Source organism: Gallibacterium melopsittaci, from assembly GCF_042433085.1.
In the GTDB taxonomy this organism is placed as follows: domain Bacteria; phylum Pseudomonadota; class Gammaproteobacteria; order Enterobacterales; family Pasteurellaceae; genus Gallibacterium; species Gallibacterium melopsittaci.
In genome coordinates this window covers 21,635-44,945 of record NZ_JBHLWA010000032.1, presented here as the reverse complement: position 1 = coordinate 44,945, position 23,311 = coordinate 21,635, and the positions used below count along the sequence as shown (strand labels likewise).

28 protein-coding genes are annotated in these 23,311 nt (G+C 36.8%); 18 read left to right on the top strand and 10 right to left on the bottom strand.

Features of this window, described 5'->3' with window-relative positions:
- Window positions 1–30 precede the first annotated feature (30 nt).
- Window positions 31–924, top strand: coding sequence for a site-specific tyrosine recombinase XerD (gene xerD, locus ACFFHT_RS07450; protein WP_382374936.1), 894 nt, complete (start codon window positions 31–33; stop codon window positions 922–924).
- Window positions 925–965: 41 nt separating this feature from the next.
- Here xerD and ACFFHT_RS07445 read toward each other — a convergent pair whose 3' ends face one another.
- The 3 genes from ACFFHT_RS07445 to proC form a co-directional block, all read right to left on the bottom strand.
- On the bottom strand, window positions 966–2,126 hold the full coding sequence (locus tag ACFFHT_RS07445) for a globin domain-containing protein (RefSeq protein ID WP_382374934.1): 1,161 nt from the start codon (window positions 2,124–2,126) through the stop codon (window positions 966–968).
- A 95-nt stretch (window positions 2,127–2,221) separates the two neighbouring features.
- Window positions 2,222–3,391, bottom strand: coding sequence for a 3-phenylpropionate MFS transporter (locus ACFFHT_RS07440; RefSeq protein ID WP_382374956.1), 1,170 nt, complete (start codon window positions 3,389–3,391; stop codon window positions 2,222–2,224).
- On the bottom strand, window positions 3,391–4,206 hold the full coding sequence (gene proC / locus ACFFHT_RS07435) for a pyrroline-5-carboxylate reductase (RefSeq protein ID WP_382374932.1): 816 nt from the start codon (window positions 4,204–4,206) through the stop codon (window positions 3,391–3,393). The genes ACFFHT_RS07440 and proC overlap by 1 nt, the downstream gene beginning before the upstream one ends.
- A gap of 77 nt (window positions 4,207–4,283) precedes the next feature.
- On the opposite strand from proC, the gene rdgC reads away from it, so the two are divergent.
- The 3 genes from rdgC to ACFFHT_RS07420 all read left to right on the top strand — a co-directional run bounded on the left by rdgC (window position 4,284) and on the right by ACFFHT_RS07420 (window position 6,110).
- Entirely contained in the window at window positions 4,284–5,189 is a 906-nt protein-coding gene (rdgC, locus tag ACFFHT_RS07430) for a recombination-associated protein RdgC (RefSeq protein WP_382374930.1), read from the top strand.
- 92 nt (window positions 5,190–5,281) lie between these two features.
- Window positions 5,282–5,464, top strand: coding sequence for an antitoxin VbhA family protein (locus ACFFHT_RS07425; RefSeq protein ID WP_382374928.1), 183 nt, complete (start codon window positions 5,282–5,284; stop codon window positions 5,462–5,464).
- Window positions 5,465–5,468: 4 nt separating this feature from the next.
- Window positions 5,469–6,110 carry a Fic family protein gene (locus ACFFHT_RS07420; RefSeq protein ID WP_382374927.1) on the top strand — a complete coding sequence of 214 codons (642 nt, stop codon included), beginning with the start codon at window positions 5,469–5,471 and terminating at the stop codon, window positions 6,108–6,110.
- Window positions 6,111–6,162: 52 nt separating this feature from the next.
- Here the strand turns inward: ACFFHT_RS07420 and murB are convergent, their stop codons facing one another.
- The 5 genes from murB to recO all read right to left on the bottom strand — a co-directional run bounded on the left by murB (window position 6,163) and on the right by recO (window position 12,033).
- Window positions 6,163–7,194, bottom strand: a complete 1,032-nt coding sequence (murB, locus tag ACFFHT_RS07415; RefSeq protein WP_382374925.1) for a UDP-N-acetylmuramate dehydrogenase — start codon at window positions 7,192–7,194, stop codon at window positions 6,163–6,165.
- Window positions 7,195–7,197: 3 nt separating this feature from the next.
- Complete coding sequence (locus ACFFHT_RS07410) at window positions 7,198–7,554, bottom strand: diacylglycerol kinase (protein WP_382374924.1); 357 nt, start codon at window positions 7,552–7,554, stop codon at window positions 7,198–7,200.
- Between the two features lie 9 nt (window positions 7,555–7,563).
- The gene (relA, locus tag ACFFHT_RS07405) at window positions 7,564–9,789 is read right to left on the bottom strand and encodes a GTP diphosphokinase (RefSeq protein WP_382374922.1); all 2,226 of its coding nucleotides are present in this window, start codon (window positions 9,787–9,789) and stop codon (window positions 7,564–7,566) included.
- A 204-nt stretch (window positions 9,790–9,993) separates the two neighbouring features.
- Complete coding sequence (rlmD, locus tag ACFFHT_RS07400) at window positions 9,994–11,310, bottom strand: 23S rRNA (uracil(1939)-C(5))-methyltransferase RlmD (RefSeq protein ID WP_382374920.1); 1,317 nt, start codon at window positions 11,308–11,310, stop codon at window positions 9,994–9,996.
- 3 nt (window positions 11,311–11,313) lie between these two features.
- On the bottom strand, window positions 11,314–12,033 hold the full coding sequence (gene recO, locus ACFFHT_RS07395; protein WP_382374954.1) for a DNA repair protein RecO: 720 nt from the start codon (window positions 12,031–12,033) through the stop codon (window positions 11,314–11,316).
- 146 nt (window positions 12,034–12,179) lie between these two features.
- Between recO and ACFFHT_RS07390 the strand changes: the two genes are divergently transcribed.
- From ACFFHT_RS07390 to ACFFHT_RS07370, 5 genes are all read left to right on the top strand, one after another.
- Entirely contained in the window at window positions 12,180–12,431 is a 252-nt protein-coding gene (locus ACFFHT_RS07390; protein ID WP_382374918.1) for an FAD assembly factor SdhE, read from the top strand.
- Between the two features lie 125 nt (window positions 12,432–12,556).
- The gene (gene rpoE, locus ACFFHT_RS07385) at window positions 12,557–13,132 is read left to right on the top strand and encodes an RNA polymerase sigma factor RpoE (protein ID WP_382374916.1); all 576 of its coding nucleotides are present in this window, start codon (window positions 12,557–12,559) and stop codon (window positions 13,130–13,132) included.
- 25 nt (window positions 13,133–13,157) lie between these two features.
- Window positions 13,158–13,721: a sigma-E factor negative regulatory protein gene (locus tag ACFFHT_RS07380; protein WP_382374915.1), complete on the top strand. Its 564-nt coding sequence runs from the start codon at window positions 13,158–13,160 to the stop codon at window positions 13,719–13,721.
- Between the two features lie 111 nt (window positions 13,722–13,832).
- On the top strand, window positions 13,833–14,792 hold the full coding sequence (locus ACFFHT_RS07375) for a MucB/RseB C-terminal domain-containing protein (protein WP_382374913.1): 960 nt from the start codon (window positions 13,833–13,835) through the stop codon (window positions 14,790–14,792).
- Window positions 14,789–15,223 (top strand): SoxR reducing system RseC family protein, encoded by a 435-nt coding sequence (locus ACFFHT_RS07370; RefSeq protein WP_382374911.1) that lies wholly within the window; start codon window positions 14,789–14,791, stop codon window positions 15,221–15,223. The genes ACFFHT_RS07375 and ACFFHT_RS07370 overlap by 4 nt, the downstream gene beginning before the upstream one ends.
- On the opposite strand, the gene greB is transcribed toward ACFFHT_RS07370, so the two are convergent.
- On the bottom strand, window positions 15,218–15,706 hold the full coding sequence (greB, locus tag ACFFHT_RS07365) for a transcription elongation factor GreB (RefSeq protein WP_382374909.1): 489 nt from the start codon (window positions 15,704–15,706) through the stop codon (window positions 15,218–15,220). The genes ACFFHT_RS07370 and greB overlap by 6 nt on opposite strands.
- A 6-nt stretch (window positions 15,707–15,712) precedes the next feature.
- Window positions 15,713–16,120, bottom strand: a complete 408-nt coding sequence (hslR, locus tag ACFFHT_RS07360) for a ribosome-associated heat shock protein Hsp15 (RefSeq protein ID WP_382374907.1) — start codon at window positions 16,118–16,120, stop codon at window positions 15,713–15,715.
- 129 nt (window positions 16,121–16,249) lie between these two features.
- Between hslR and nudE the strand changes: the two genes are divergently transcribed.
- From nudE to gnd, 9 genes are all read left to right on the top strand, one after another.
- Complete coding sequence (nudE, locus tag ACFFHT_RS07355; protein WP_382374905.1) at window positions 16,250–16,792, top strand: ADP compounds hydrolase NudE; 543 nt, start codon at window positions 16,250–16,252, stop codon at window positions 16,790–16,792.
- Window positions 16,793–16,802: 10 nt separating this feature from the next.
- The gene (gene cysQ, locus ACFFHT_RS07350) at window positions 16,803–17,627 is read left to right on the top strand and encodes a 3'(2'),5'-bisphosphate nucleotidase CysQ (RefSeq protein WP_382374903.1); all 825 of its coding nucleotides are present in this window, start codon (window positions 16,803–16,805) and stop codon (window positions 17,625–17,627) included.
- Window positions 17,628–17,733: 106 nt separating this feature from the next.
- Complete coding sequence (zwf, locus tag ACFFHT_RS07345; RefSeq protein WP_382374901.1) at window positions 17,734–19,233, top strand: glucose-6-phosphate dehydrogenase; 1,500 nt, start codon at window positions 17,734–17,736, stop codon at window positions 19,231–19,233.
- A 1-nt stretch (window position 19,234) separates the two neighbouring features.
- The gene (pgl, locus tag ACFFHT_RS07340; RefSeq protein ID WP_382374899.1) at window positions 19,235–19,945 is read left to right on the top strand and encodes a 6-phosphogluconolactonase; all 711 of its coding nucleotides are present in this window, start codon (window positions 19,235–19,237) and stop codon (window positions 19,943–19,945) included.
- Window positions 19,946–19,964: 19 nt separating this feature from the next.
- Window positions 19,965–20,390: a nucleotidyltransferase substrate binding protein gene (locus ACFFHT_RS07335; protein WP_382374897.1), complete on the top strand. Its 426-nt coding sequence runs from the start codon at window positions 19,965–19,967 to the stop codon at window positions 20,388–20,390.
- 1 nt (window position 20,391) lies between these two features.
- Window positions 20,392–20,697 (top strand): nucleotidyltransferase family protein, encoded by a 306-nt coding sequence (locus ACFFHT_RS07330; RefSeq protein WP_382374895.1) that lies wholly within the window; start codon window positions 20,392–20,394, stop codon window positions 20,695–20,697.
- 3 nt (window positions 20,698–20,700) lie between these two features.
- Window positions 20,701–21,375, top strand: a complete 675-nt coding sequence (locus tag ACFFHT_RS07325) for a hypothetical protein (RefSeq protein ID WP_382374893.1) — start codon at window positions 20,701–20,703, stop codon at window positions 21,373–21,375.
- Between the two features lie 26 nt (window positions 21,376–21,401).
- Window positions 21,402–21,791: a GNAT family N-acetyltransferase gene (locus ACFFHT_RS07320; RefSeq protein ID WP_382374891.1), complete on the top strand. Its 390-nt coding sequence runs from the start codon at window positions 21,402–21,404 to the stop codon at window positions 21,789–21,791.
- A 64-nt stretch (window positions 21,792–21,855) separates the two neighbouring features.
- Window positions 21,856–23,310, top strand: coding sequence for a decarboxylating NADP(+)-dependent phosphogluconate dehydrogenase (gene gnd / locus ACFFHT_RS07315; protein WP_382374889.1), 1,455 nt, complete (start codon window positions 21,856–21,858; stop codon window positions 23,308–23,310).
- The last annotated feature ends 1 nt before the right edge of the window (window position 23,311 follow it).

The window sequence follows — 23,311 nt, the reverse complement described above, 5'->3', positions numbered from 1 at the left end:
CCGATCACTCTTGAATTAAAATAAATAACAATGAAAGACAGTACTTTGATCAACCTTTTTCTTGATGACCTCTGGTTAAGCAAGAATTTATCGCAAAACACTATTGCGAGTTATCGCTCTGATTTAAAATTTTTTAGCCAATGGCTGGAACAGCAGCAATCCAATTTACAACAGGTACAATATCTTGATATTCAATCATTTCTTGGTGAACGTTTAGAACAGGGTTATAAAGCGACCAGTTACGCTCGAATGCTAAGTTCATTGCGTAAATTATTCCAATATCTTTATCAGGAAAAATATCGTGCAGATAATCCTTGTGCTTTGCTTTCTTCCCCTAAACTTCCTGCACGTTTACCAAAATATTTAACAGAAAGCCAAGTAACGGATTTATTAAATACGCCTGCGACAGAGGACCCATTAGAATTACGAGATAAAGCAATGTTGGAATTACTTTATGCAACAGGATTACGCGTAACAGAATTAGTCACCTTAACGACAGATAATATTAATTTACAACAAGGCGTGGTGAGAATTATTGGGAAAGCAGATAAAGAACGGTTAGTCCCAATGGGAGAAGAAGCCAATTATTGGATACAACAATTTATTTTGTATGCTCGCACAACACTTTTATCTGGACAAAGTAGCGATATTTTATTTCCTAGTCGACGTGGCACATTAATGACTCGACAAACGTTTTGGCATCGAATTAAACATTATGCTATTCGTGCCAATATTGATACCGACAAATTATCACCACACGTATTACGCCACGCTTTTGCCACTCATCTTGTTAATCACGGTGCAGATTTACGGGTAGTACAAATGTTGTTAGGACATAGCGATCTTTCCACTACGCAAATTTATACTCATGTTGCGAAAGAGAGATTGAAAAAATTACACGCTCGCTATCATCCTCGTGGATAAAAATAAGGGTGATATTTCTATCACCCTCATCTGCAGCAACATCAAACTTTAATTAAGCTCATTTTCGGACCAAATGGCTCAAAATGAATCGTTTGCTGCGGACGATTTAATCCTTCTAATAAGCCAATAACAGACTCCATAAATCTCACCGATCCACACAAATAAACATCTGCATTTTCTGGTAAATGTTGGGCTAAATATTCTGCAGTAATACGTTGTTGATCTGCACTATATAATGTTGCTGCATGAACAACATTCGCTTTTGCCAAATATTGTGCAACTTCTGCTTTAAATGCTTCTGTTTCACTATTCTTCGTTGCATTAATCCAAATTAACGGACGTTTTGCATTAATCGAAACTTGTGCATCTAACATCGCAAGGATTGGGGTAATACCAACACCACCACTCAATAAGACTAATGGACGGTCATTCTGTTCTAATAAGAAATCACCTGCTGGGGCAGATAAATTAATTTGATCACCAACATTAACAACATCATGTAAATAATTTGATACCGCACCTGGAATACCATCTGTTGTTTCACGTTTTACTGCAAACTTTAATCCATTACTTAGATCAACCGAACAGATTGAATAGTGTCTTAATGCTAAATTATCATCTGCTTTAGGTTGTACTTGAACAGTAATATATTGTCCTGCTTGCACAGTTAAACCATTCAAGATCGCATCATTTTTTACAGTAAACTCAATGATATCGTTACTTACTTGGCGTTTAGCCACAACCTCAAACGGTTGGAAATCTTGCCAAGCTGCCTCATCATACATTTTTTGCTCTACTTGAATGAACGCATCCGCAATCACTTGATAAGCTTTTGCCCACGCATCAATAATTTCAGGTGTAGCCGCATCTTGTAATACTTCTTTGATTGCAATTAATAAATGTTTACCAACAATCGCATAGTGTTCTGGTTTGATTTGTAATGCTCTATGTTTATGTCCAATTTGAATCACATGATCAAGAATTGCACCAAGATTATCAATATGTTTCGCCGCAGCTAACACTGTTGTTGCTAATGCTGTTGGCTGTTTACCTTGTTTTTGGTTTGTTTTATTAAAAATATTCAATAATTCAGGATGATCATTGAACATATTTTTATAAAAAGTTTTAGTAATGGTAGTGCCGTGCATTTCTAATGCAGGTACAGTTGCTTTAATCAAATCGATTGTCTGTTGATCTAACATAAATGGCTCCAATCAAGTCTATATAAAAGAAATATATTAAATACACATTTATATGGTAGATAAATCTGAATATGGATACAAGCAAATTACCCGCTTTAACGGGCAATTTGCTCAATTCGAGGTAGAGATTTCGGTAAAAATAGAAGAGCAAACGCCACAATAATAGCCATTCCCCAGAAAGCATAACTTGGTGAATAGGCATATAACGTGCCAGATAAAGCGGTAAATAAAGCCACCGCAATACAACTGCTTAACCCATTATATAAGGCTTGTAATTTCGCAATATGGCTATCTGGTTGTGACGCAATATAACGCACTGTTGCAAAATGGGCGACCGCATAAGTTAACGCATGAAACGTCTGTAAAATAGCAAGTTGTACAAATCCTGTCATTAACGGAAAACAGCACCAACGAATAATGGCTGCAGTAGTACTGAATAAAAATAAGGATGTAATATTCCAATGTTTAAATAACTTAGAAGCAAAGAAAAATAATGCGACTTCTGCTACCACCGAAATGCCCCATAACCAACTAGTGGTTTGAATGGTTATTCCTTGTGAGAGCCAATAAATCGTACTATAAGCATAATATGCTCCATGCGATCCCTGAATCAATGAAGCTGAAACCAATAAACGCAAAGTATTAGATTCTTTTAATAAAGTGCGATAACTAACCGTATGTTGTTCTGTCTGGGAAGTTATTGATTTAGGCATAATCGCAGGTGTAGGTAAATGCAACAATGTATAAACAACGAGCAAAACGGCTAACACCCAGATAATAGAATGGTTCCCTAAGTAACTGATAAGGCTACCAAAACAAACAACCCCAACAACAAACCCTAATGATCCTGTTAGCCTAACTCGCCCATAATCTAAACCAATTTGCTGATTCCAAATACTCGCTAGACTATCTTGTAAAGGCATTCCTGCCCCATTTAGTACACTAAATAGGCTAAACAAGATAAAAATTAATAAGAATGAATGCCACTGTGTCGCACTCATTCCCATTGCTAAAATAATTACCGCTGAACCAAAGGCCAAATGTCGCAATAATGTTGGCAGATAGGCAGTATCTTTGATACGACTCGAAAAAAAGATCCCACCAAAAAAGCGAAATAAATAAGCAAATGCTAATAATAAGGCAATATTTTCATCAGAATACGATTGTGCTTGTAACCATACTGGAATCAGTGGCATAAACACACCATAAGCACAAAAATAACCAAGATAATTCAGAACCAACCAATACTCTGAACGGATTTTAATCAAAATAATTTCTCCATTTCTTCCGCACGGTTAATCGCTGCTTGCATTGCTTGCTTCACGGTTTCTTCGAGGTTTTGTTGTTGGAACACATTAATCGCCGCGGCCGTTGTACCACCTTTTGAAGTCACTTGTTGCCTTAAGGTTTCAATTTCAGTTTGTGGATTCGCAATCACCATTTCGGCTGCACCTAAAGCAGATTGTTGCACTAATAAACGTGCCTGCTGCTCAGTTAAACCCATATCAAGTAAGGCTTTTTGCATACTTTCCATAAATAAAAAGAAATAGGCTGGACTACTGCCTGATGCGGCAATAATCGTATTAATATCCGCCTCATCTTCTACCCAACATACTTGCCCAACTGCTTCAAATAGATCTGACGCATAGCGTTTAAATTCAGCAGTTACGCTACTTGTCGCAAATAATCCTGACATCCCTTTAGAAATTAACGCTGGCGTATTAGGCATCACACGCACAAATTGGATTGCGGTTGGTAAAAAACGCTGCAACGCACTTACCGAAATTCCTGCCGCAATCGAAATAATCCATTTGTTATTTAAATCAAGCTGACTAAATGCTTGGCAAGCTTCCTGCATATTTTGTGGTTTTACTGCCAACAAAATCACATCTGCATGTTGTACCGCTTCTGTCGCTGTTAACGTGGTAAAAACTCCCCGTTCATTAAATGCATGATGTTTATCTGGATTATGTTCACAAACTCGAATATTTTCTGCCACATAACCTTTTGCTAATAAACCGAATACAATGGCACTCGCCATATTACCGCCACCAATAAACGCAATCTTTTTCTGTTGCATAGGATTTCTCTCTTAATCAAGTTACAATAGCTTCCGCTGTCCGCAGCGTATAATAATACAAACAAAAGGAAACGCCTATGTACTGGTTCAAAAATATTCTGGTTTACCGTTTAACCAAAAAGCTAGATTGGTCATTAGACGCTTTACAAAATAATCTAGCGCAACATCAATTTACGCCTTGTGGTTCAAGTGATCAAAGCAAATTTGGCTGGCAAGCCCCATTGAACGAAAGTGAGTTACTGCATTTTAGTGTTGGCGGGCAAATTCTGTTAGTTGCCCATCGGGAAGAGAAAATTTTACCCAGCAATGTGGTGAAAGAAGCATTAGATAATCGCGTACAAGAATTAGAAGCCGCACAACAACGCAAACTCAAGAAAACCGAAAAACAAGCGTTAAAAGATGATGTCGTGGCAACCTTATTAACCCGTGCATTTAGTCGTCATCAACGCACCGCATTATGGATTGATACTGTCAATAACTTAATTTATGTCGATGCCGCTTCCAGCAAGCGAGCAGAAGATGTTTTAGCATTATTAAGAAAATCGCTTAGTTCGCTGCCTGTGATCCCATTTGCTTTTGCAGAAGAGTTGCCTATCACCATGACCAACTGGTTACTTAACGATGAATTGCCACAATGGCTGACCTGTTTAGAAGAGGGCGAGTTTAAAGATTTAGATACAGGCTCAAGTATCCGCTGTAAAAATCAGGATCTCTATGAGCAGGATATTCAAGGGCATTTAACTGCTGGCAAAGTAGTAACAAAATTAGCGCTGGAGTGGGAAAATCATTTCTCATTTGTACTAAATGAAGATGCCTCATTTAAACGGGTTAAATTTGCTGATGTTGTCAAAGAAAAAAATGATGACATTTTGAAAGAAGATGTCGCCCAGCGTTTTGATGCCGATTTTGTGTTAATGACTGGGGAAATATCGCTATTAATGCAAAATTTACTTGAGTTGTTAGGCGAAAGGCAGATTAGTTAGAGATAATCATCTACTTTTACTGTATTCTTTCTAGTTATCGCATTAATATTAAAGATAGTCATGCCATCATTTTAATAATAATTGGAGTAAATATGATTACTGAGCAAGAAAAAATCAAAAGACGTAACGAGGTTGAGTATGCGAAAGCAAGTGTTGAATTAGAGGGAATTTATTTATCTGATCAACTCTTAGCTATTTCTGAAGAGTATATTCAAGGAAAACTAACAAGCCAAGAATATACAAATAAACTATTAAAAACCATTGATAGTAATTAAATTTATGAATTCATATGATACTGATCACAAAAAGAAAGAAATAAGATCTTTTGTAAGAATCCGTGAATTGTCTAATACTCCGATTAAAGGTAAATTTAATTTAACGCATTTGATAAAGATTAATGCATATATTTTTCAAGATAGTTCCGATATTGCGGGAAAATTCAGAGATGAAGTCATTCACGGAAAACATTGGCAAAAAGAACGTAATTATAAAGGGTTTGGGAAAATATTGGTTTCTTACAGCAGAATGACTACAGAAGATATTCTCGCATTAGAAAAACTGTTAAACAGTATTGATATAAATAAGTTAAAAAGATTAAATAAAGCGGATTTTGCAAAAGAAATTACTAACTTATATCAGCAACTAGATTATATTCACCCATTTCCTGATGGTAATAGCAGAACATTAAGGGAATTTACCCGTCTATTATCTGAAGAGTGCGGCTACAAACTAGACTGGTCAAAAGCCAAGCAGAACGAACTCTATCTAGGTCGAGATTATGAAGTAAACAATATGGCTATTACAAAATCAACCGATCCTACTTTAGTTGAAAGATTACAAGACGAAAATAAGGCTATTCTAGCTCACAAACAATATAAACCACTGCAATCTCTCATTTCTGATTTACTCACAAAATTATAGAAAATTCATTTATACAGTTAGGTTTTTGTGAGCGTTCGCTATTCCCTAACCCTCATCCCCTCTTGAATTCTACTTCCCCATATTTGCCAATAAAACGGACTTCTGGAGATAACTGCACCGCAAATTTCTCCGCTACACATTGACAAATATACTGTGCTAATGCCACCACATCTTTACCTGTGGCATTCTGTTTATTAATGATGACTAAAGCTTGTTTTTCGTGTACGGCTGCACCGCCGATCTGATAACCTTTCAAACCACATTGATCGATTAACCAACCTGCCGCCAGTTTTATACTGCCATCTGGTTGTGGATAATGAGAAATCGTTGGGTATTGTGCTAATAACGATTGAAACTCTGTTGCTGAAATCACAGGATTTTTAAAGAAACTGCCTGCACTACCAATCTCTTTTGGATCAGGTAATTTACTTTGGCGAGTTTGGCATACTGCTTGAAAAACTTCCCGTGGTGTAACAGTATCTGCTGCAAGCTGGGACAAATTGCCATAACTCAATACAGGTTGCCACTGCTTAGCAAATCTGAAATTCACCGCAACAACAGCATATCCTTCGGCATAACGATGTTTAAAAATGCTTTCTCGGTACCCAAACTCACATTGCGAATGACTTAAAGTAAACTGTTTACCTGTTGCCAATTCCACCACCTCAACAGATTGGCAAATATCTTTTAATTCAACACCATAAGCGCCGATATTTTGTACGGGAGCTGAACCCACGCAACCTGGAATTAATGCCAAATTTTCAAGTCCACCAATATTTTGTTCAACACAAAATTGCACAAATTGATGCCAATTTTCCCCTGCTTTGACGTGAAAATAGTGATATTTATCATCTTGTTGATATTCAATACCTCGCAAACGATTCAATAACACTACTCCTGCAAAATCTTCAACAAAGAGAACGTTACTGCCTTCACCTAACAATAAGAGCGGAATTTGCTGTTGTTTCTTCTCTTGCCAAACCTGACAAAGTTCCTCAACTTGATCGATTTGCAGAATTTGTTGCGCTTGTGCTGCAATGCCAAAAGTATGATACGGCTGTAAATTAATACCAAGATCTCGCATAGCTTATCCAAGTAAAATAATCAACCAGACTAATCCACAAGTTACCATCGCCACAAACACTGCCGCAGACCCCAGATCTTTCGCTCGCCCAGAAAGCTCGTGGTACTCCTTGCCCACACGATCAACGATAGCCTCTAAACCACTATTCAATAGTTCAATCGCAAATACCATCAGCACGGAAGCAACCATTAAGGCAATCTCAATTTTGCTTTTACCTAGAAAAAATGCGAGCGGAATTAAAATAATTGCCGCACCAACTTCATGGCGAAATGCGGCTTCGTATTTAAACGCAGCACGCAAACCTTGCATTGAATATTTAGCTGCTTTGAAGAAGTGCGTTAACCCAGTATATTTCTGCATATCTATCCTTTAATTGGTGATCCGTTTTGCTTCGATCACATCATCTAATTTTGCTAATCTTGAGAGAATCTTACTTAACATTTGCACATTGTTTAGTTCAATCTGCATATCAATTGTTGCAATTTGTCGTTTAGTATCACTGCGACTACTTACCCCTAAGACACTCACTTTTTCATTGGCTAAGACTGTCGTAATATCACGCAATAAGCCATTGCGATCACTAGAAATAATCCGAATACCTACATGTACGCCACAAGAATAACTATCACCCCATAACGCTTCCACCACACGCTCTGGATTCGCCGCTTGTAAATCTGCTAATTGTTCACAATCGGAACGGTGAATAGAAATACCTCGCCCTTGTGTAATGTAACCGACAATATCATCGCCAGGAATTGGCTGACAACAACGCGCGATATGATGCATTAAATTCCCCACACCTTCAACGACCACATGCCCTTTTTTCTTCTCTTTTTGTTGTTGGCTGTTATTTGCTGATTTATTCGAGATGTGTTTTAGTATTTCTTCATCAATCTCTTCTACCGATGGTTTTAATAACTTACTTTGTAGAAAATTAATCAGTTGATTTAACTTAATATCTCCACCACCAATCCCCGCATAGAGATCCTCTAAATTACGTAAGTTATAACGAGGTAGGGCATATTGTTCAATTTGCTTTTGTGTCAAACCAATACGATTCATCTCACTTTCGAGCATTTCTCGCCCAGCAGGGATATTTTTATCTCGATCTAATTTTTTAAACCACGCATGAATCTTCGCTCTTGCCCGTGCCGTATGCACAAAGCCTAAATTCGGATTGAGCCAATCTCGACTTGGATTTGGATTTTTTTGCGTAATGACTTCAATCTGATCACCCATCTGTAATTGATAAGTAAATGGCACAATTCTTCCTGCTACTTTGGCTCCAATGCAGCGATGCCCAATTTCACTATGAATCGAATAAGCAAAATCCAATGGTGTTGAACCTGTTGGCAAGTCAATCACCTCACCTTTTGGTGTAAACACATAAACCCGATCATCAAAGACCTGACTGCGCATTTCTGCCAATACTTCACCTGAATCCGCCAAGTCATCTTGCCACGCTAACAATTTACGCAGCCACGCTATTTTCTCTTCATATCCGCTTCGCCCTGCAGCAGCACCTTCTTTATATTTCCAGTGTGCTGCAACACCTAACTCCGCATCATCGTGCATTTTTTGCGTACGAATTTGTACTTCAATTGGCTTTCCACCTTGCCCTAATACAACAGTATGAATAGATTGATAGCCATTAGGTTTTGGATTAGCAATGTAATCATCAAATTCTTTAGGTAGGTGTTTAAAATGTGTATGCACAATACCCAATGCGGCATAACAATCTTGCAATTTCTGAACAATAACCCGCACCGCACGAATATCATAAAGATCACCAAAGGCTAAATTTTTCTTCTGCATTTTGCGCCAAATGCTATAAATATGCTTTGGTCGCCCATAAACTTCTACCTCACTGATACTCTCTTTTAAATAACCTGTGAGTTCTTTTACAAAGTCTTGGATATATTGTTCGCGTTCTAAACGACGTTCATGTAATTGATTAGCGATATGACGGTATTGTGCTGGGTGTAAGTAACGGAAACAGTAATCTTCAAGCTCCCATTTTAATTGCCCGATACCTAAACGATTTGCCAACGGTGCATAAATATTGGAACACTCTTTCGCAGCAAGAACTTTATCTTCCTCGCTTACCCGACTATCAGCGGTACGCAAGAAAGTAATTCGCTCAGCTAACTTAATTACAACACAACGGAAATCTTCCACCATCGCCAACAACATACGGCGAATGTTATCAATTTGCACACTATCCGCCCCTCGATTAGTATTCAGTTGGCGGATATTGTCCATCTCAAATACGCCCCGCACTAAACGTTCAATCGTTTTATTAAACGTTTCACCAAGTTCTGCTAAGGAGAGAATTTCATTTTCAACAAAGGGGAAGAAAAAGGCAGCAACTAAGGTACTATCATCCATATTTAATTCTGTCAGGATAGAAACCATTTCGACACTGCTAGAAAGAATATCTTTAGCGTATTCTGTATGTTCGACTTTCGGCTGGAGGTACTGCCAAGCTTCCGTCAAGGCTGTTTTAGCACGCGGCGTGATTGCCAATGTATTTAGCCATTCATCAAAAACAAAACCGTTTAAATCTTTTAAATGTGTTTCTCTTACTGCAACCATCTTCCTGTTCCTGTATTTGATTATCTGTCTAAATTTTCAGCAAAACACTACTCTCATTTATCGGAAAGCATTGCTGTACCCTGATACAGTCTTAATTCAATCACTCAAAATTCGATTAAATTATTTTCCTAAAATATATCAATTCTTGGTTTGAATCTATGTTTTCGCTGAGAAAAATTTTTTACGTTACGCCAAATCGTGTAACTACACTTTTTCAAATAAACTGATAGATTCCAAATGCCCTGTTTGTGGAAACATATCAATCATGGCACTTTTCACTAAACGATAGCCATTTTCAACCAAAATTGTCGCATCCCGTACTAACGTTGCTGGATTGCAAGAAACATAAAGAATTTTTTCAGGTTGTAATTCAATGATATGATCTAAGGCAAATAATGCCCCTGCACGAGGCGGGTCGAGTAACACTTTATTAAATTTTTCTTTTGCCCATGCTTTATCCGCAAAAGATGTAGCTAAATCTGTTTGGTAAAAACTCACATTTTGCATACCATTTTGTACTGCGTTGGCCGTTGCTTTTGCAACCATTTCCGTCACACCTTCAATACCAACAACATAGGCTGCTCGCTTGGCTAAAGGCAAACTAAAATTGCCCATACCACAGAACAGATCCAATACCCGATCTGCTGCGGTTAATTCCAACCATTCTAATGCTGTTGCAACCATATGTTGATTTATTGTTGGATTGACTTGAATAAAATCTCGCACATCAAAATAGAGCTTGATTTCACCCAGTTTGTAATAAGGTAATTGCGTTGTCTTTGCGGTAACTTCATTTTCTGTTGTACTAATAAACAGCATTACCTCATATTCTTCTGCAAACGCCGTTAACTGAGCCATATCCTGTGCAGAAAGTTCCCCTAAATGACGCAATAACATTGCAACCCCATTATCGGCAGCAACTAATTCAATATGCCCTAACTGTTTCGGTTGTTGCCATTGTTGAAATAACTGCCGTAATGGCGATAAAAGCTGGGATAATTGTGGCAATAACACAGCACAGTGATCAATTTCGACTAATTGATTGCTTTGCTGCTGGCGAAAGCCAAGTTGAATGCGTTTTCTCTCACGAGAAAAATCCAAACTTATTCTTGCACGACGGCGATATGCCCATTCACTATCAGCAATCATTGGTTCAATTTGCAAATCTGGGGCAATTTTATGTAGTTGTCGCAATAATGCCTCTTGTTTTGCGGTACGTTGGGTATCAATATGAATATGTTGCATCTGACAACCACCACATTGTGCATACCACGGACAAGATGGATCTTGTCTAAGTGAAGAACGGTTTTGCCAGTTTACTGCTTTGCCGATCCCATATTGGCGTTTCTCTTCTTTTATCTCAAACTGTACATTTTCATCTGGTAACGCATTCTCAATAAACCACGTTTTACCATTCAGTTTAGCTATACCAAGCCCTTGATAATCAAGTGCCTCAATGGTAGCAATGTGCTTTTTTCTTTTTACTGTTGTCTTTGTTGGCGTGCTATAAAACAGAACCATAATTCATTCATTAGGATATAAAATAGTTAAATGTTGTTGGAATAATTCTCGGCTTTTCAATGGTTTACTACCTAAATAAGGTTTTAATGCCAAACGAGTAAAACGCTTTGCAGCTTGTAGCGTTTCTTTGTCGGTAAATTCTAATTTGGCAAAAGCGAGTAAATCTCGACCATAGAAGGTTAAATTATTATGTAATAATGACGCAATAAAGCCTTTTTCTTCACGATATTGATAGGTCATCTGAGCAGTTACTTGTTCACCACTCCCTGCACAATGCTCAAAATCAACCCCATATCCAAGCGACTTCAGTAACATAAATTCAAAACGACGCAAAATCACTTCAACGTTATCGCCATAAGCAGCTAAGCCAGTCAAACAGCGAAGATACTCTTCAAATAGTTCAGGATAAGCTGTTTCGTGTTCTAAAGTTCTCGTGACTAATTCATTCACATAAAAACCGCTATACAAAGCAATTGTTTTCATTGGTAATGTGACAGAAATTGCTTCGGCTTTGGTTAAAATTTTTAATTGTCCACGACCACTCCAACGTAATAATAATGGTGTGAATGGTTGTAATAAACTTTTTAACGGAGAACGTTTTGCTCGTGCACCTTTAGCAAGTAAAGTAATATAGCCATAATTTTCAGTAAATACATCCACTAACAAACTTGTTTCGCTATATTCACGACGGTGCAATACAAATCCACGCTGCCAATTCTCGATAAATCACCTCTAATTATCTAAAACCACTGAAAATACTAGATTATTTTAACAAACAATCATAATTCTCTACTAATTCTTCTTCATTATTATTAGCAAAAATTGATAAGATAACGCTCAAGTAATTCAAACAATAAACAGAATGAAAAATGAAACAATATAATAAATTACGAATTGAGTGGGACTGTCGGCGTGGCATGTTAGAGTTAGATAAAATGATTATGCCATTTTATAAAAATGTTTTTGATCACTTATCTGATGAACAAAAAGACACCTTTATTGAACTGTTAACCTATACTGATCCCCAGCTCTTTCGTTGGTTAATGAATCAAGAAAAAGCGCCAACTCAACCATTACAAGCAATGGTTGACTTGATAAAACAAAAATTATCCTCATTTTGATAAGCTAAAATTTATTAAAATTTTTTGAACTTTTAGAAAAAATCGAACTCTAACGCTTCGGTGCACTTCTTGCTGTAACAACAAGGAAGCTGTTAGATAAATGAATTAATGGAGATTTCACTTACATGAGTGAAGAACTAACAGACCAAATTTTAGTTGAGAAAGCACAGCAAGGTGATAAAAAGGCGTTTAATTTGTTGGTCGCTCGTTATCAAAATAAAGTCGCAGGCTTGTTAACGCGTTATGTATCAGCAAATGATATTCCTGATGTTGTTCAAGAAACGTTTATTAAAGTCTATCGATCTTTAGAATCGTTTCGTGGAGAAAGCGCTTTTTATACATGGGTTTATCGCATTGCAGTAAATACCGCTAAAAATTATTTGATGTCGCAAGGAAGACGTCCTCCGACAGAAGATCTTTTAGCGGAAGATGCGGAAAGTTACGAAATAGGTTCAAGATTACGTAATATTGATACCCCTGAAAATTTAACATTATCAGATGAATTAAAAGATATTGTATTTAATACTATTGATTCTCTCCCTGATGAGTTAAAAACAGCAATTACATTACGTGAACTTGAAGGCATGAGTTACGAAGAAATTGCCGAAATAATGGATTGTCCTGTTGGAACTGTGCGATCTAGAATTTTTAGAGCACGAGAATTCATTGAAAACCAATTAGCTCCATTAATGAAACATTAGGATTTGAATGAAAGGGCGGAAAATTATGCAACACAAAGAACAACTTTCAGCTTATATGGATGGTGAGGAAGTCAGACGTGACTTCGTTGAAAATCTTTGCCAAGACCAAGAATTGCAAAAAACATGGACTACATTACATATTGCTCGTGCGGTAATGCGTAATGAAAGTAATGTGATTTTGGATGCATCTTTTACAGAAAAAATGGCTAAATTAATTGAAGCCGAACCAACAATTCAATTACAAGAACAACCATTACCTGAAAAAGTGGAACGTCCTAAATCGTCTCTTTTTGCTAAAACGAAAAAATATTTTGCTCCAATTTTACAAACCGCTGTGGCAGCAAGTGTTTGTTTAATTGCTGTATTTAGTATTCAAAATTTAAATAAAGATAAAAATAGTGATGTCACTATTTCTCCTGCACTCCAAACATTACCATTTACTCAATCTGTTCAAGAAGTAAGTTATAACGTTTCGCATAAAAATGTGCCAAGCAAAGAACAGCTTGAACAACAAAATAAACGGTTAAATGAAATTTTACAAAATTATCAATTACAACGCCGTTTATATTCTGATACTAAATCAGAATAATTTATTCGCCCTCTGACAACATCACCACCTTATTTTGGTGGTGATGTTGTTTTTATCATACAATCTGTTTTAATAAACACTATTGTTGCCAAACCACATAGGTTTTCTGATATGTCTAAGAAGTTTTTCCTTTCTCTTGTTATCCTACTAAGCAGTAGTTATTCATTAGCAACGCTTGCTGATACAGATATTACAGAACCAATGGAGCGTTTAATTCAAATGAAAAACGCATTCCAACAACAAAACTACTCTATGACATTTACCTATGGGGAAGAAAATGATAATTATGCACTAAACTATCGGCACGCAAGTGATCAACAACACACTCACTATGCACAATTACTCTATTTAGATGGACCTAGAACAGAAGTTTGGCAAAAAGGAGAGACAATTAGTTACTTTTCGGCAAATTATGCCCCCTTTAGTATTCGTAGTGACAATATGATCGATTCACTTCCGAATATTGTTTACAGTGATTTCCACCAACTCGCCCAGTATTATGACTTTATTCCTTTTGGTAAAGATCGTATTGCTAATCGTATTGCCAATATCATTAAATTGATGCCAAAAGATGAACTTCGTTACTCATATACTGTTTGGGTTGATGAACAAACTAATTTACCTTTACGAGGCGAAATCACTGATCGTAGTGGAGAAATTCTTTCACAATTTAAAGTTATTACATTAGATGAGCTCACTAATCCACAATCGTTAATTGACGCTGCAAAACAACTAAGACAACCACCCGCAATTACAATTTATAGCCCAAATACAACGAATTACCAATGGCAACCTTCTTGGGTACCCAAAGGATTTAAATTAATTAAATTCCATTCTGATGGTTTATCACCATCCACACAAACCCAATTATATAGTGACGGTTTATTTACTTTTTCTCTTTATTTGCTTGATCAAAATGATATGCCAATTAACCAAGCCTGGCGCCAAGGTATCGATACGCTTTATGCAGAGGTCATTAATGGCAAAACTGTTGTGCTTGTAGGACAAATCCCTCTCACCACCGCTCGTCGCATTGTACAAGATGTGAAATTTAAAGGAGTGACACAATGATAACAGAACAAGCCATTGTCATTGATTATCAAGATGGCAAGGTTACGGTCGAATGCCAAGCTAATCAAGGTTGTGGTGGTTGCGCTTCCAAAGCAAGTTGTGGTACTGCTGCATTGACTGAATTAACAGGAAAATCCACTAGATACCAGTTTACTTTTTCTTGTTCACGTCCAATGCAAATTGGTGAAATTGTAGAAATTGGTTTACCAGAACAATCACTATTAAAACTGGCCTTGATCGGCTATACACTACCATTAATGGTCTTAATTATCAGTGTATTAGTAGGAAATTATTGGTTTACCCAAGAATGGCAAAATATTCTATTTACTGTTTTTTCTACTGCCTGTGCCTTTGTGGGCGTAAAATTGATTAATCGCCGTTTACAGCAACAACAAAAATATCAACCGTATCTGATTGAGCGGATTTTATAATCCGCCACTCTTCTCATACCAAATTTTACTCACATATAACATTACTTTGCCAGCTGGGGTTTCAACGCTAACTTCATCATCCACGCTTTTGCCAATTAATGCTCTCGCCACAGGTGAATCAATCGAAATCCAATTTTTAGCAGGATCAAATTCATCACAGCCCACAATTCGATATTGTTTACTCTCACCCTCTTCCGTTTCTAACTCAACCCAAGCACCAAAAAATACTTTCCCCTCTTGGCGAGGATGATAATCCACAATTTGCAAAACTTCTAAACGCTTTGTTAAAAAACGTACGCGCCGATCAATTTCACGCAAACGCCGTTTACCATAAATATATTCAGCATTCTCACTACGATCGCCTAGTGCCGCCGCATCAGACACTGCCTGAGTAACTTGGGGACGCTCTACTTTCCATAAATATTTCAATTCTTGATCTAAGCTGTTCCAGCCAGCTCGAGTAATATAATTTGATTTCGCCATAGCTAATTACTGCTGATATTTAAATTTAAGAAGATCTCGACGTTCTTTTTTATTTGGTCGTCTTTCTGGATTTGGCATCGATAACGCATTCGCTTTTCTCGCCCACGCAAGCTGCTCTCGTTTTTTAATACTCTCTTCTGTTTCTCGATACAGCTGTTGAGCTAATGGTGCTGCTTTACGTTGATTCGATAACGCTAATACTTCTATCTCTTTTTCATCATTACCTTGTCTTAACTTGATCATCGCACCAATTTCTACTTCTTTGCTCGGCTTTGTCCGCTGACCGTTATAGTGAACTTTACCACCATCAACCATTTCTCTGGCTAAGGTGCGTGTTTTATAAAATCGTGCTGCCCACAGCCATTTATCCAAGCGATAGGCTTCCTGTTCTTCTTGTTGTTTATCTTTTCTCATCCGCTCTCTCACAAATTTGCCGACTAAGCGTTCGAATAATTGGAATAATTATGGTATCGTTACTCTCGTTTTTTGTAAAACAAAGCACATTAATTATCACAACAAAAAATCGTGCAGGAGTTATTTTTTATGCAAAAACCCGATATTTTAGCGATCCGATTAGCCGCAAAATCACGCCTATTTGAAATTCAATCAGTTGATTTACGTTTTTCGAATGGAACATTACGTACCTATGAACGTTTCAAACCCGCTTCTCGTAGTGCAGTAATGATCTTAGCACTGGATGATCAACAAAATTTACTCTTAACCTATGAATATGCAGTGGGTACAGAACAATACGAACTGGGCTTTCCAAAAGGTTTGATGGAAATAGGAGAAACACCAGAACAAAGTGCTAATCGAGAGTTACAAGAAGAAGTCGGTTTTGGTGCAGAAAAGTTTACATTATTAAGAACATTAATTAGCTCACCTGGTTATATGAATAATCCTATGCACATTCTGCTTGCAGAATCACTTTATCCAAGCCGTTTAGAAGGTGATGAACCAGAAGCGTTACAATTAGTACGTTATCCAATCACTAAAATTGATGAGCTATTAGATGATCCTAAATTTAATGAAGCTCGTAATCTCTCTGCATTATTCTTGTTGAAAAAACATTTGGCTCAACGTTAATGAGGTAAATATGCAACCACTATCTACCTTACTTGAACAGGCATTACAAATCGCTTATCAAGCAGGCGAACAATTAAAAATGTTTTATCAACAAAAGGTCAATATTAAAATTAAAGCTGATGATACACCTGTTACCGAAGCCGATTTGGCTGTGAGTCGATTTCTAACTCAAGCATTAACTCATATTGACCCAAGTATTCCTGTACTCTCCGAAGAAAACTGTGCCATTCCTTTAGTAAAAAGACAAAATTGGCAACGTTACTGGTTAATAGATCCATTAGATGGTACGCAACAATTTATTGATCGTACTGATCAATTTTCTGTCTTGATTGCCTTAATAGAACAACAACGACCAGTGATTGGTATTATTCATGCACCTGTGTTAGAACAAACTTTTTATGCGGTAAAAGGGCATGGTGCATTTTTCCGTCATGCTCAACAAGTATCTCAACTTAATAGCCAACACTCATTTGATCCCGCTCGTCCAATTACAATTGCTGTTGGCAAAAGCACTAATCAAACTAAAGTATTAGCTCAACTCAATCCTAAATTTCATTATCAATTTTTCACTTATGGCTCAAGTGGCTTAAAAAGCACCCTTGTTGCACGCCAGCAATGTGACTGTTATATTCGTTTAGGTGATACTGGTGAATGGGATACAGCTGCTGCAGAATTAATCTTACAAGAGAGTGGTGGTGATATTTTTACTCTGACACAACAACCTCTTACATACAACCAACGTGAAACTTTCGTCAATCCACATTTTATTATGGTTGGTGATCGTCAATGGGATTGGCAACAAATTTTATTACAACAAAATATCCACAGACCCTAGTTATCATTACTTTAGGTAAAACCGATTAGTCATAATGAAATTTATCCGTAAGATGATAGATAACAAAAAAGGACGTTCAATGTCGTTATAGGTAGGAACAAAAAATATGCAAAAACCAGAAAATAATAGTATTGTTATTTTTGGTGCGTCAGGCGATCTTACTCATCGTAAATTAATCCCTGCATTGTACCAACTCTTTGAAAATGAACAACTTTCAGATGATTTCGCTATTTTAGGCGTGAGCCGTACTGAATACAGCGATAATGCTTTCCGAGATAAACTTCGCCAAAGTTTAATTGAAAATGAAAAAGTGAATGAAGGTATCTTGGAGGCTTTTTTACAACATATCTATTATCAAGCGATTGATACCCAAAATGTCAATGATTATGCCAAAATTAAAAATCGCTTAACGGAACTCAATTTCCGCCATAATTGCCAACACAATGTACTTTATTACTTATCTACGCCACCAAGTTTATATGGTGTCATTCCTGAGTGTTTGGCTGCTCATAACTTAAATGATGAATCTGAGGGGTGGAAACGATTAATTGTTGAAAAACCATTTGGTTATGATTTGCAATCTTCTATTGATTTAGATAATAAAATTCACCAATCATTTGAAGAACACCAAATTTATCGTATTGACCACTATCTAGGTAAAGAAACTGTACAAAATTTATTAGTATTACGTTTCTCTAACGGTTTATTTGAACCACTTTGGAATAGAAACTATATTGATTATGTTGAAATTACTGGCGCTGAAGCACTCGGTGTTGAAGAGCGTGGTGGTTATTATGATGGTTCTGGTGCAATGCGTGATATGTTCCAAAACCACTTATTACAAGTATTAGCATTAGTGGCAATGGAAAGTCCAGCAGTGATCAATGCAAAATCAATGCGGGATGAAGTGGTGAAAGTATTACAAAGTCTGCACCCACTTACCCCAGATACCTTAGAAGAAAATCTTGTTTTAGGACAATATACTCGTTCAATGGTACGTGGTGTAGAGTTACCAGGTTACCGTGAGGAGAAAGGAGTTGATCCACAATCTCGAACTGAAACTTATGTCGCATTACGTTTAAAAATAGATAACTGGCGTTGGAGTGGTGTACCTTTCTATGTCCGCAGTGGTAAAAGGATGCCGACACGAGTCACCGAAATTGTTATTCACTTTAAGAAAACTCCACATCCTGTATTCAATATGAATGCCCCTGAAAATAAACTTATTATTCGCATTCAACCTGATGAGGGTATCGTGATGAGTTTTGGGCTTAAACAACCAGGTTCAGGTTTTAAAGCAAAAGAAGTTGCGATGGATTTCCACTACGACTCCATTGCAGAAGGACACCTTTTCTCTGCCTATGAACGCTTGTTATTAGATGCATTAAATGGCGATGCTACCTTATTCACCCGTAGTGATGCGGTACAAGCTGCTTGGAAATTTGTACAACCAATTTTAGATTACAAAGCTGGCACACCAAAAATTCATGGGTATGCGTGCGGTACTTGGGGACCTGAAGCAGCAGATAAATTAATGAGCCAGAGTCAGCGTGAATGGCGTTTTCCATGTAAAAACTTAACTGATACCAACTATTGTGAGCTATAAAATGAATTATCAAGTTTTTGCGACCGCTCAAGCAGCGGTCAATCATATTGCCGAAGAATTTAAACGTTATAGCCAACTAGGACAAGCTATTCATATTTCTTTATCTGGTGGCAGTACACCAAAACTACTGTTCCAAACCTTAGCTAAGCCACCGTATAACACGGCTATTCAATGGCAAAATCTCCACTTCTGGTGGGGAGATGAACGTTGTGTTCCACCAACAGATACAGAAAGCAATTATGGTGAAGTGCAACGTTTATTATTCGATCATATTGTGATTCCTAGTGAAAATATCCATCGCATTTATGGGGAACTACCACCAGAGCAAGCACTTGTACGCTTCGAACAAGATTTACAAACTATTCCAAGCAAACAAGATAACTTGCCTGTATTTGATTGGATTATTTTAGGTATGGGAGCCGATGGGCATACCGCTTCACTATTTCCTCATCATACTGATTTTGCTAATCCAAATTTAGCAGTCATTGCTCAACACCCTGAAAGTGGGCAGTATCGTATTTCTAAAACTGCTTGCTTAATTGAAAAGGCAAAACGCGTTACTTATTTAGTTACGGGAGCAGGCAAAGCGAAAATTCTGCAAGAGATTCAATCTACGGCTGCGGAAGCATTACCGTATCCAGCTGCCAAAATTCAATCTCAACAAGGCATAACTGAGTGGTATTTGGATCAAGAGGCAGCTGCGTTATTGTAAGCTAGGCGAGGAGCAACCAATGGAAAAACTCGATCTATCCGTATTGGAAAATGCATTTATCTCTCTTCAAGATACTGTTACAAAATTAGCAGATGAGCAATGGTTTAGCCAACAAGAAAGCATTGTTCAAGATACGTTAATTGCAGGAACTATTCAAAAATTTGAATTTGTTTATGAATTAAGTATCAAAATGCTCAAACGTCAATTAAAACAAATAGTTGAAACACCTGAAGAAATTGATAGTAGCGATTTTCGAGATATTTTGCGTTTCGGTGCAAAAGCAGGATTAATTATGAATGTTGAAGATTGGTTGCTGTATCGTAAAATGCGTAATATTACTTCACATACCTATGATCACAATAAAGCACAACAAGTCTATCAAGATATTTCGACATTTCTGCAATCTGCAGAAACATTACTAACACAACTAAAACAACGAAATTAGTATGATAGATATTCAGCCTCAACACTTAGCGATTGTACAGCAGATTTTACAAACTTATTTGCCCACCTATGAGGTGCGTGCATTTGGTTCAAGAGTAAAAGGGACAGCGACTACATTTTCTGATTTAGATTTAGTAGTGATGAGTGAACAGCCGCTTGATTTAAGGACCCTCTGTCAAGTTGAAATGGCATTTTCAGAGAGTGATTTACCTTATACGGTAGATATAGTGGATTGGGCAACTACATCACAAAAATTTCAAGAAATTATTGGGAAAAAATGTGTCGTTATTCAAACCAAAAGATCTTAATTTATGATAAAAAATATAATATACAAAACAAGTAAAATTATATTTAGACTTTTAATTATTATATTTATTCCCTTTATCATATTTATTCTTGGTTTATTATTAATTTTTGGTGTAAGTGCTGTTATTTTTTATATTAATGCTTATATTACCACAGCAAGATCTTTTGAGAATATTCATCAAAAAAATCAAATAATATTACAGAAAATATTATATGGTAAAAATGATTTGATTTTACAAACTAGATTTCAAAAATGGGAAAAACAATACCTATGTTATAACCATTATTATCAAAAAGAGAGCTGGATAAATTTTGATAAAATCAAGGAAACTTATACAGAAATACCTTTTGAAAAAATTCGTGACAAATATGAAAAACAATACTATTTGTATGATTGCATAGATAATCATTATATTAATAAAATAGAGAGTACAGAATATTTTATACCGCCATTCCATTATATTAATAATCAGTCTTTATTAATTAGCGGAACAATGAAAAACATTGAATTAGCAAGCTGGAAAGCAAGCAATGCAAGAATTTTTATTAACAGTTTAGGTAATGATCAATTTAGAGCTTTAGTGATTTATCCAAGCAGTAATATTATTAAAATGGTGACCTATTGTGAGAAAAATAATGATGGTATATGTTCTGGAAAAAAGAATATCTCACAACCATAAACGCTATTACTTAGGAGATAAAAGCAATGATTGTTTATAAAACAGATATCCAACTCACAGCTCAACAATATATTGAATTATTAAAACAAACGACTCTTGGTGCTCGCAGACCAATTCATGACATTGATAGAATTACTAAGATGTTACAAAATTCAGATCTATTAATTACGGCTTGGAATGGCGAGCATTTAGTAGGTGTTGCCCGTGCAGTGACTGATTTTGCATATTGTTGTTATCTAAGCGACTTAGCGGTAAGTGAGCAATGGCAAAAACAAGGCATTGGCAAACAACTAATTCAAACTCTACAAGAGAAAGTTGATGCAGAATGTAAAATTATTTTACTCTCTGCACCACAAGCAATAAATTATTATCCGCATATTGGTTTCACACAACATCCAAGTGCATGGATAAAATAAAGCGTTTCACAGCTATACAACAAATATAGTTAACTTAAATATTGGAAAAATACAGGAGCAAAATATGAGCCAAAAAGGCGATATTGGCGTTATCGGTTTAGCGGTAATGGGACAAAATTTAATTTTAAATATGAATGATCACGGTTTCAAAGTGGTCGCTTATAACCGTACTACTGCAAAAGTAGATGAATTTTTACAAGGTGCCGCCAAAGGTACCAATATTATTGGTGCGTATTCTTTACAAGATCTTGTCGATAAACTCGAAAAACCTCGCAAAATTATGTTAATGGTGCGTGCGGGAAATGTGGTTGATCAATTTATTGATAACTTAGTGCCGTATCTTGAAGAGGGCGATATCATTATTGATGGTGGTAACTCAAATTATCCAGATACTAATCGCCGTGTTGCTGCGTTAAAAGAAAAAGGTATTCGCTTTGTCGGAACTGGTGTATCTGGTGGTGAAGAAGGGGCTAGACGTGGTCCATCTATTATGCCAGGTGGTAATGAAGAAGCATGGCCATATGTCAAACCAATTCTACAAGCCATTTCTGCAAAAACACCTGCTGGCGAACCTTGCTGTGATTGGGTTGGTAAAGATGGTGCTGGTCATTTCGTGAAAATGGTACATAACGGTATCGAATATGGCGATATGCAATTAATCTGTGAAGCCTACCATTTCTTAAAAGAGGGCTTAGGATTAAGTTATGATGAAATGCATGAGATTTTCAGTGAATGGAAAAAAACTGAATTAAGTAGCTATCTGATTGATATTACTGCTGATATTTTGGCATATAAAGATGAAGATGGGGAACCATTAGTAGAAAAAATCCTCGATACTGCTGGACAAAAAGGGACAGGTAAATGGACAGGAATTAATGCGTTAGATCTTGGTATTCCATTAACCTTAATCAGTGAAGCGGTATTTGCACGTTGTGTTTCTTCATTTAAAGAACAACGTTTAGCGGCAGCAAAACTCTTTGATAATACCATTCAACCTGTGAGTGGCGATAAAAAAGAGTGGATTGAAGCAGTGCGTAAAGCATTACTTGCCTCAAAAATCATTTCTTATGCGCAAGGCTTTATGTTAATTCGTGAAGCATCTGAAACCTATCAATGGGATCTAAACTATGGTAATACCGCACTATTATGGCGTGAAGGTTGTATTATCCGCAGTGCATTCTTAGGTAATATCCGTGATGCTTATACTGCAAACCCAGACTTAATCTTCTTAGGTTCAGATCCATACTTTAATGGCATCTTAAAAGTTTGTTTAGCGGCTTGGCGTAAAGTGGTTGCTAAAGCAGTGGAAATTGGTTTACCAATGCCTTGTATGGCGTCTGCGTTGACCTTCCTAGATGGTTATACGACAGCTCGCTTACCAGCAAATCTATTACAAGCTCAACGTGATTACTTTGGTGCACATACTTATGAACGTACTGATAAAGCACGTGGTGAATATTTCCATACTAACTGGACTGGTCATGGTGGTAATACCGCATCAACCACTTATGATGTCTAAC

Bases quoted from the DNA above. Each gene is read 5' to 3' on its own strand.
- xerD (WP_382374936.1), top strand. From the start codon at position 31: ATGAAAGACAGTACTTTGATCAACCTTTTTCTTGATGACCTCTGGTTA.
- ACFFHT_RS07445 (WP_382374934.1), bottom strand. From the start codon at position 2,126: ATGTTAGATCAACAGACAATCGATTTGATTAAAGCAACTGTACCTGCA.
- proC (WP_382374932.1), bottom strand. From the start codon at position 4,206: ATGCAACAGAAAAAGATTGCGTTTATTGGTGGCGGTAATATGGCGAGT.
- rdgC (WP_382374930.1), top strand. From the start codon at position 4,284: ATGTACTGGTTCAAAAATATTCTGGTTTACCGTTTAACCAAAAAGCTA.
- ACFFHT_RS07425 (WP_382374928.1), top strand. From the start codon at position 5,282: ATGATTACTGAGCAAGAAAAAATCAAAAGACGTAACGAGGTTGAGTAT.
- ACFFHT_RS07420 (WP_382374927.1), top strand. From the start codon at position 5,469: ATGAATTCATATGATACTGATCACAAAAAGAAAGAAATAAGATCTTTT.
- murB (WP_382374925.1), bottom strand. From the start codon at position 7,194: ATGCGAGATCTTGGTATTAATTTACAGCCGTATCATACTTTTGGCATT.
- ACFFHT_RS07410 (WP_382374924.1), bottom strand. From the start codon at position 7,554: ATGCAGAAATATACTGGGTTAACGCACTTCTTCAAAGCAGCTAAATAT.
- relA (WP_382374922.1), bottom strand. From the start codon at position 9,789: ATGGTTGCAGTAAGAGAAACACATTTAAAAGATTTAAACGGTTTTGTT.
- rlmD (WP_382374920.1), bottom strand. From the start codon at position 11,310: ATGGTTCTGTTTTATAGCACGCCAACAAAGACAACAGTAAAAAGAAAA.
- ACFFHT_RS07390 (WP_382374918.1), top strand. From the start codon at position 12,180: ATGAAACAATATAATAAATTACGAATTGAGTGGGACTGTCGGCGTGGC.
- rpoE (WP_382374916.1), top strand. From the start codon at position 12,557: ATGAGTGAAGAACTAACAGACCAAATTTTAGTTGAGAAAGCACAGCAA.
- ACFFHT_RS07380 (WP_382374915.1), top strand. From the start codon at position 13,158: ATGCAACACAAAGAACAACTTTCAGCTTATATGGATGGTGAGGAAGTC.
- ACFFHT_RS07375 (WP_382374913.1), top strand. From the start codon at position 13,833: ATGTCTAAGAAGTTTTTCCTTTCTCTTGTTATCCTACTAAGCAGTAGT.
- ACFFHT_RS07370 (WP_382374911.1), top strand. From the start codon at position 14,789: ATGATAACAGAACAAGCCATTGTCATTGATTATCAAGATGGCAAGGTT.
- greB (WP_382374909.1), bottom strand. From the start codon at position 15,706: ATGGCGAAATCAAATTATATTACTCGAGCTGGCTGGAACAGCTTAGAT.
- hslR (WP_382374907.1), bottom strand. From the start codon at position 16,120: ATGAGAAAAGATAAACAACAAGAAGAACAGGAAGCCTATCGCTTGGAT.
- nudE (WP_382374905.1), top strand. From the start codon at position 16,250: ATGCAAAAACCCGATATTTTAGCGATCCGATTAGCCGCAAAATCACGC.
- cysQ (WP_382374903.1), top strand. From the start codon at position 16,803: ATGCAACCACTATCTACCTTACTTGAACAGGCATTACAAATCGCTTAT.
- zwf (WP_382374901.1), top strand. From the start codon at position 17,734: ATGCAAAAACCAGAAAATAATAGTATTGTTATTTTTGGTGCGTCAGGC.
- pgl (WP_382374899.1), top strand. From the start codon at position 19,235: ATGAATTATCAAGTTTTTGCGACCGCTCAAGCAGCGGTCAATCATATT.
- ACFFHT_RS07335 (WP_382374897.1), top strand. From the start codon at position 19,965: ATGGAAAAACTCGATCTATCCGTATTGGAAAATGCATTTATCTCTCTT.
- ACFFHT_RS07330 (WP_382374895.1), top strand. From the start codon at position 20,392: ATGATAGATATTCAGCCTCAACACTTAGCGATTGTACAGCAGATTTTA.
- ACFFHT_RS07325 (WP_382374893.1), top strand. From the start codon at position 20,701: ATGATAAAAAATATAATATACAAAACAAGTAAAATTATATTTAGACTT.
- ACFFHT_RS07320 (WP_382374891.1), top strand. From the start codon at position 21,402: ATGATTGTTTATAAAACAGATATCCAACTCACAGCTCAACAATATATT.
- gnd (WP_382374889.1), top strand. From the start codon at position 21,856: ATGAGCCAAAAAGGCGATATTGGCGTTATCGGTTTAGCGGTAATGGGA.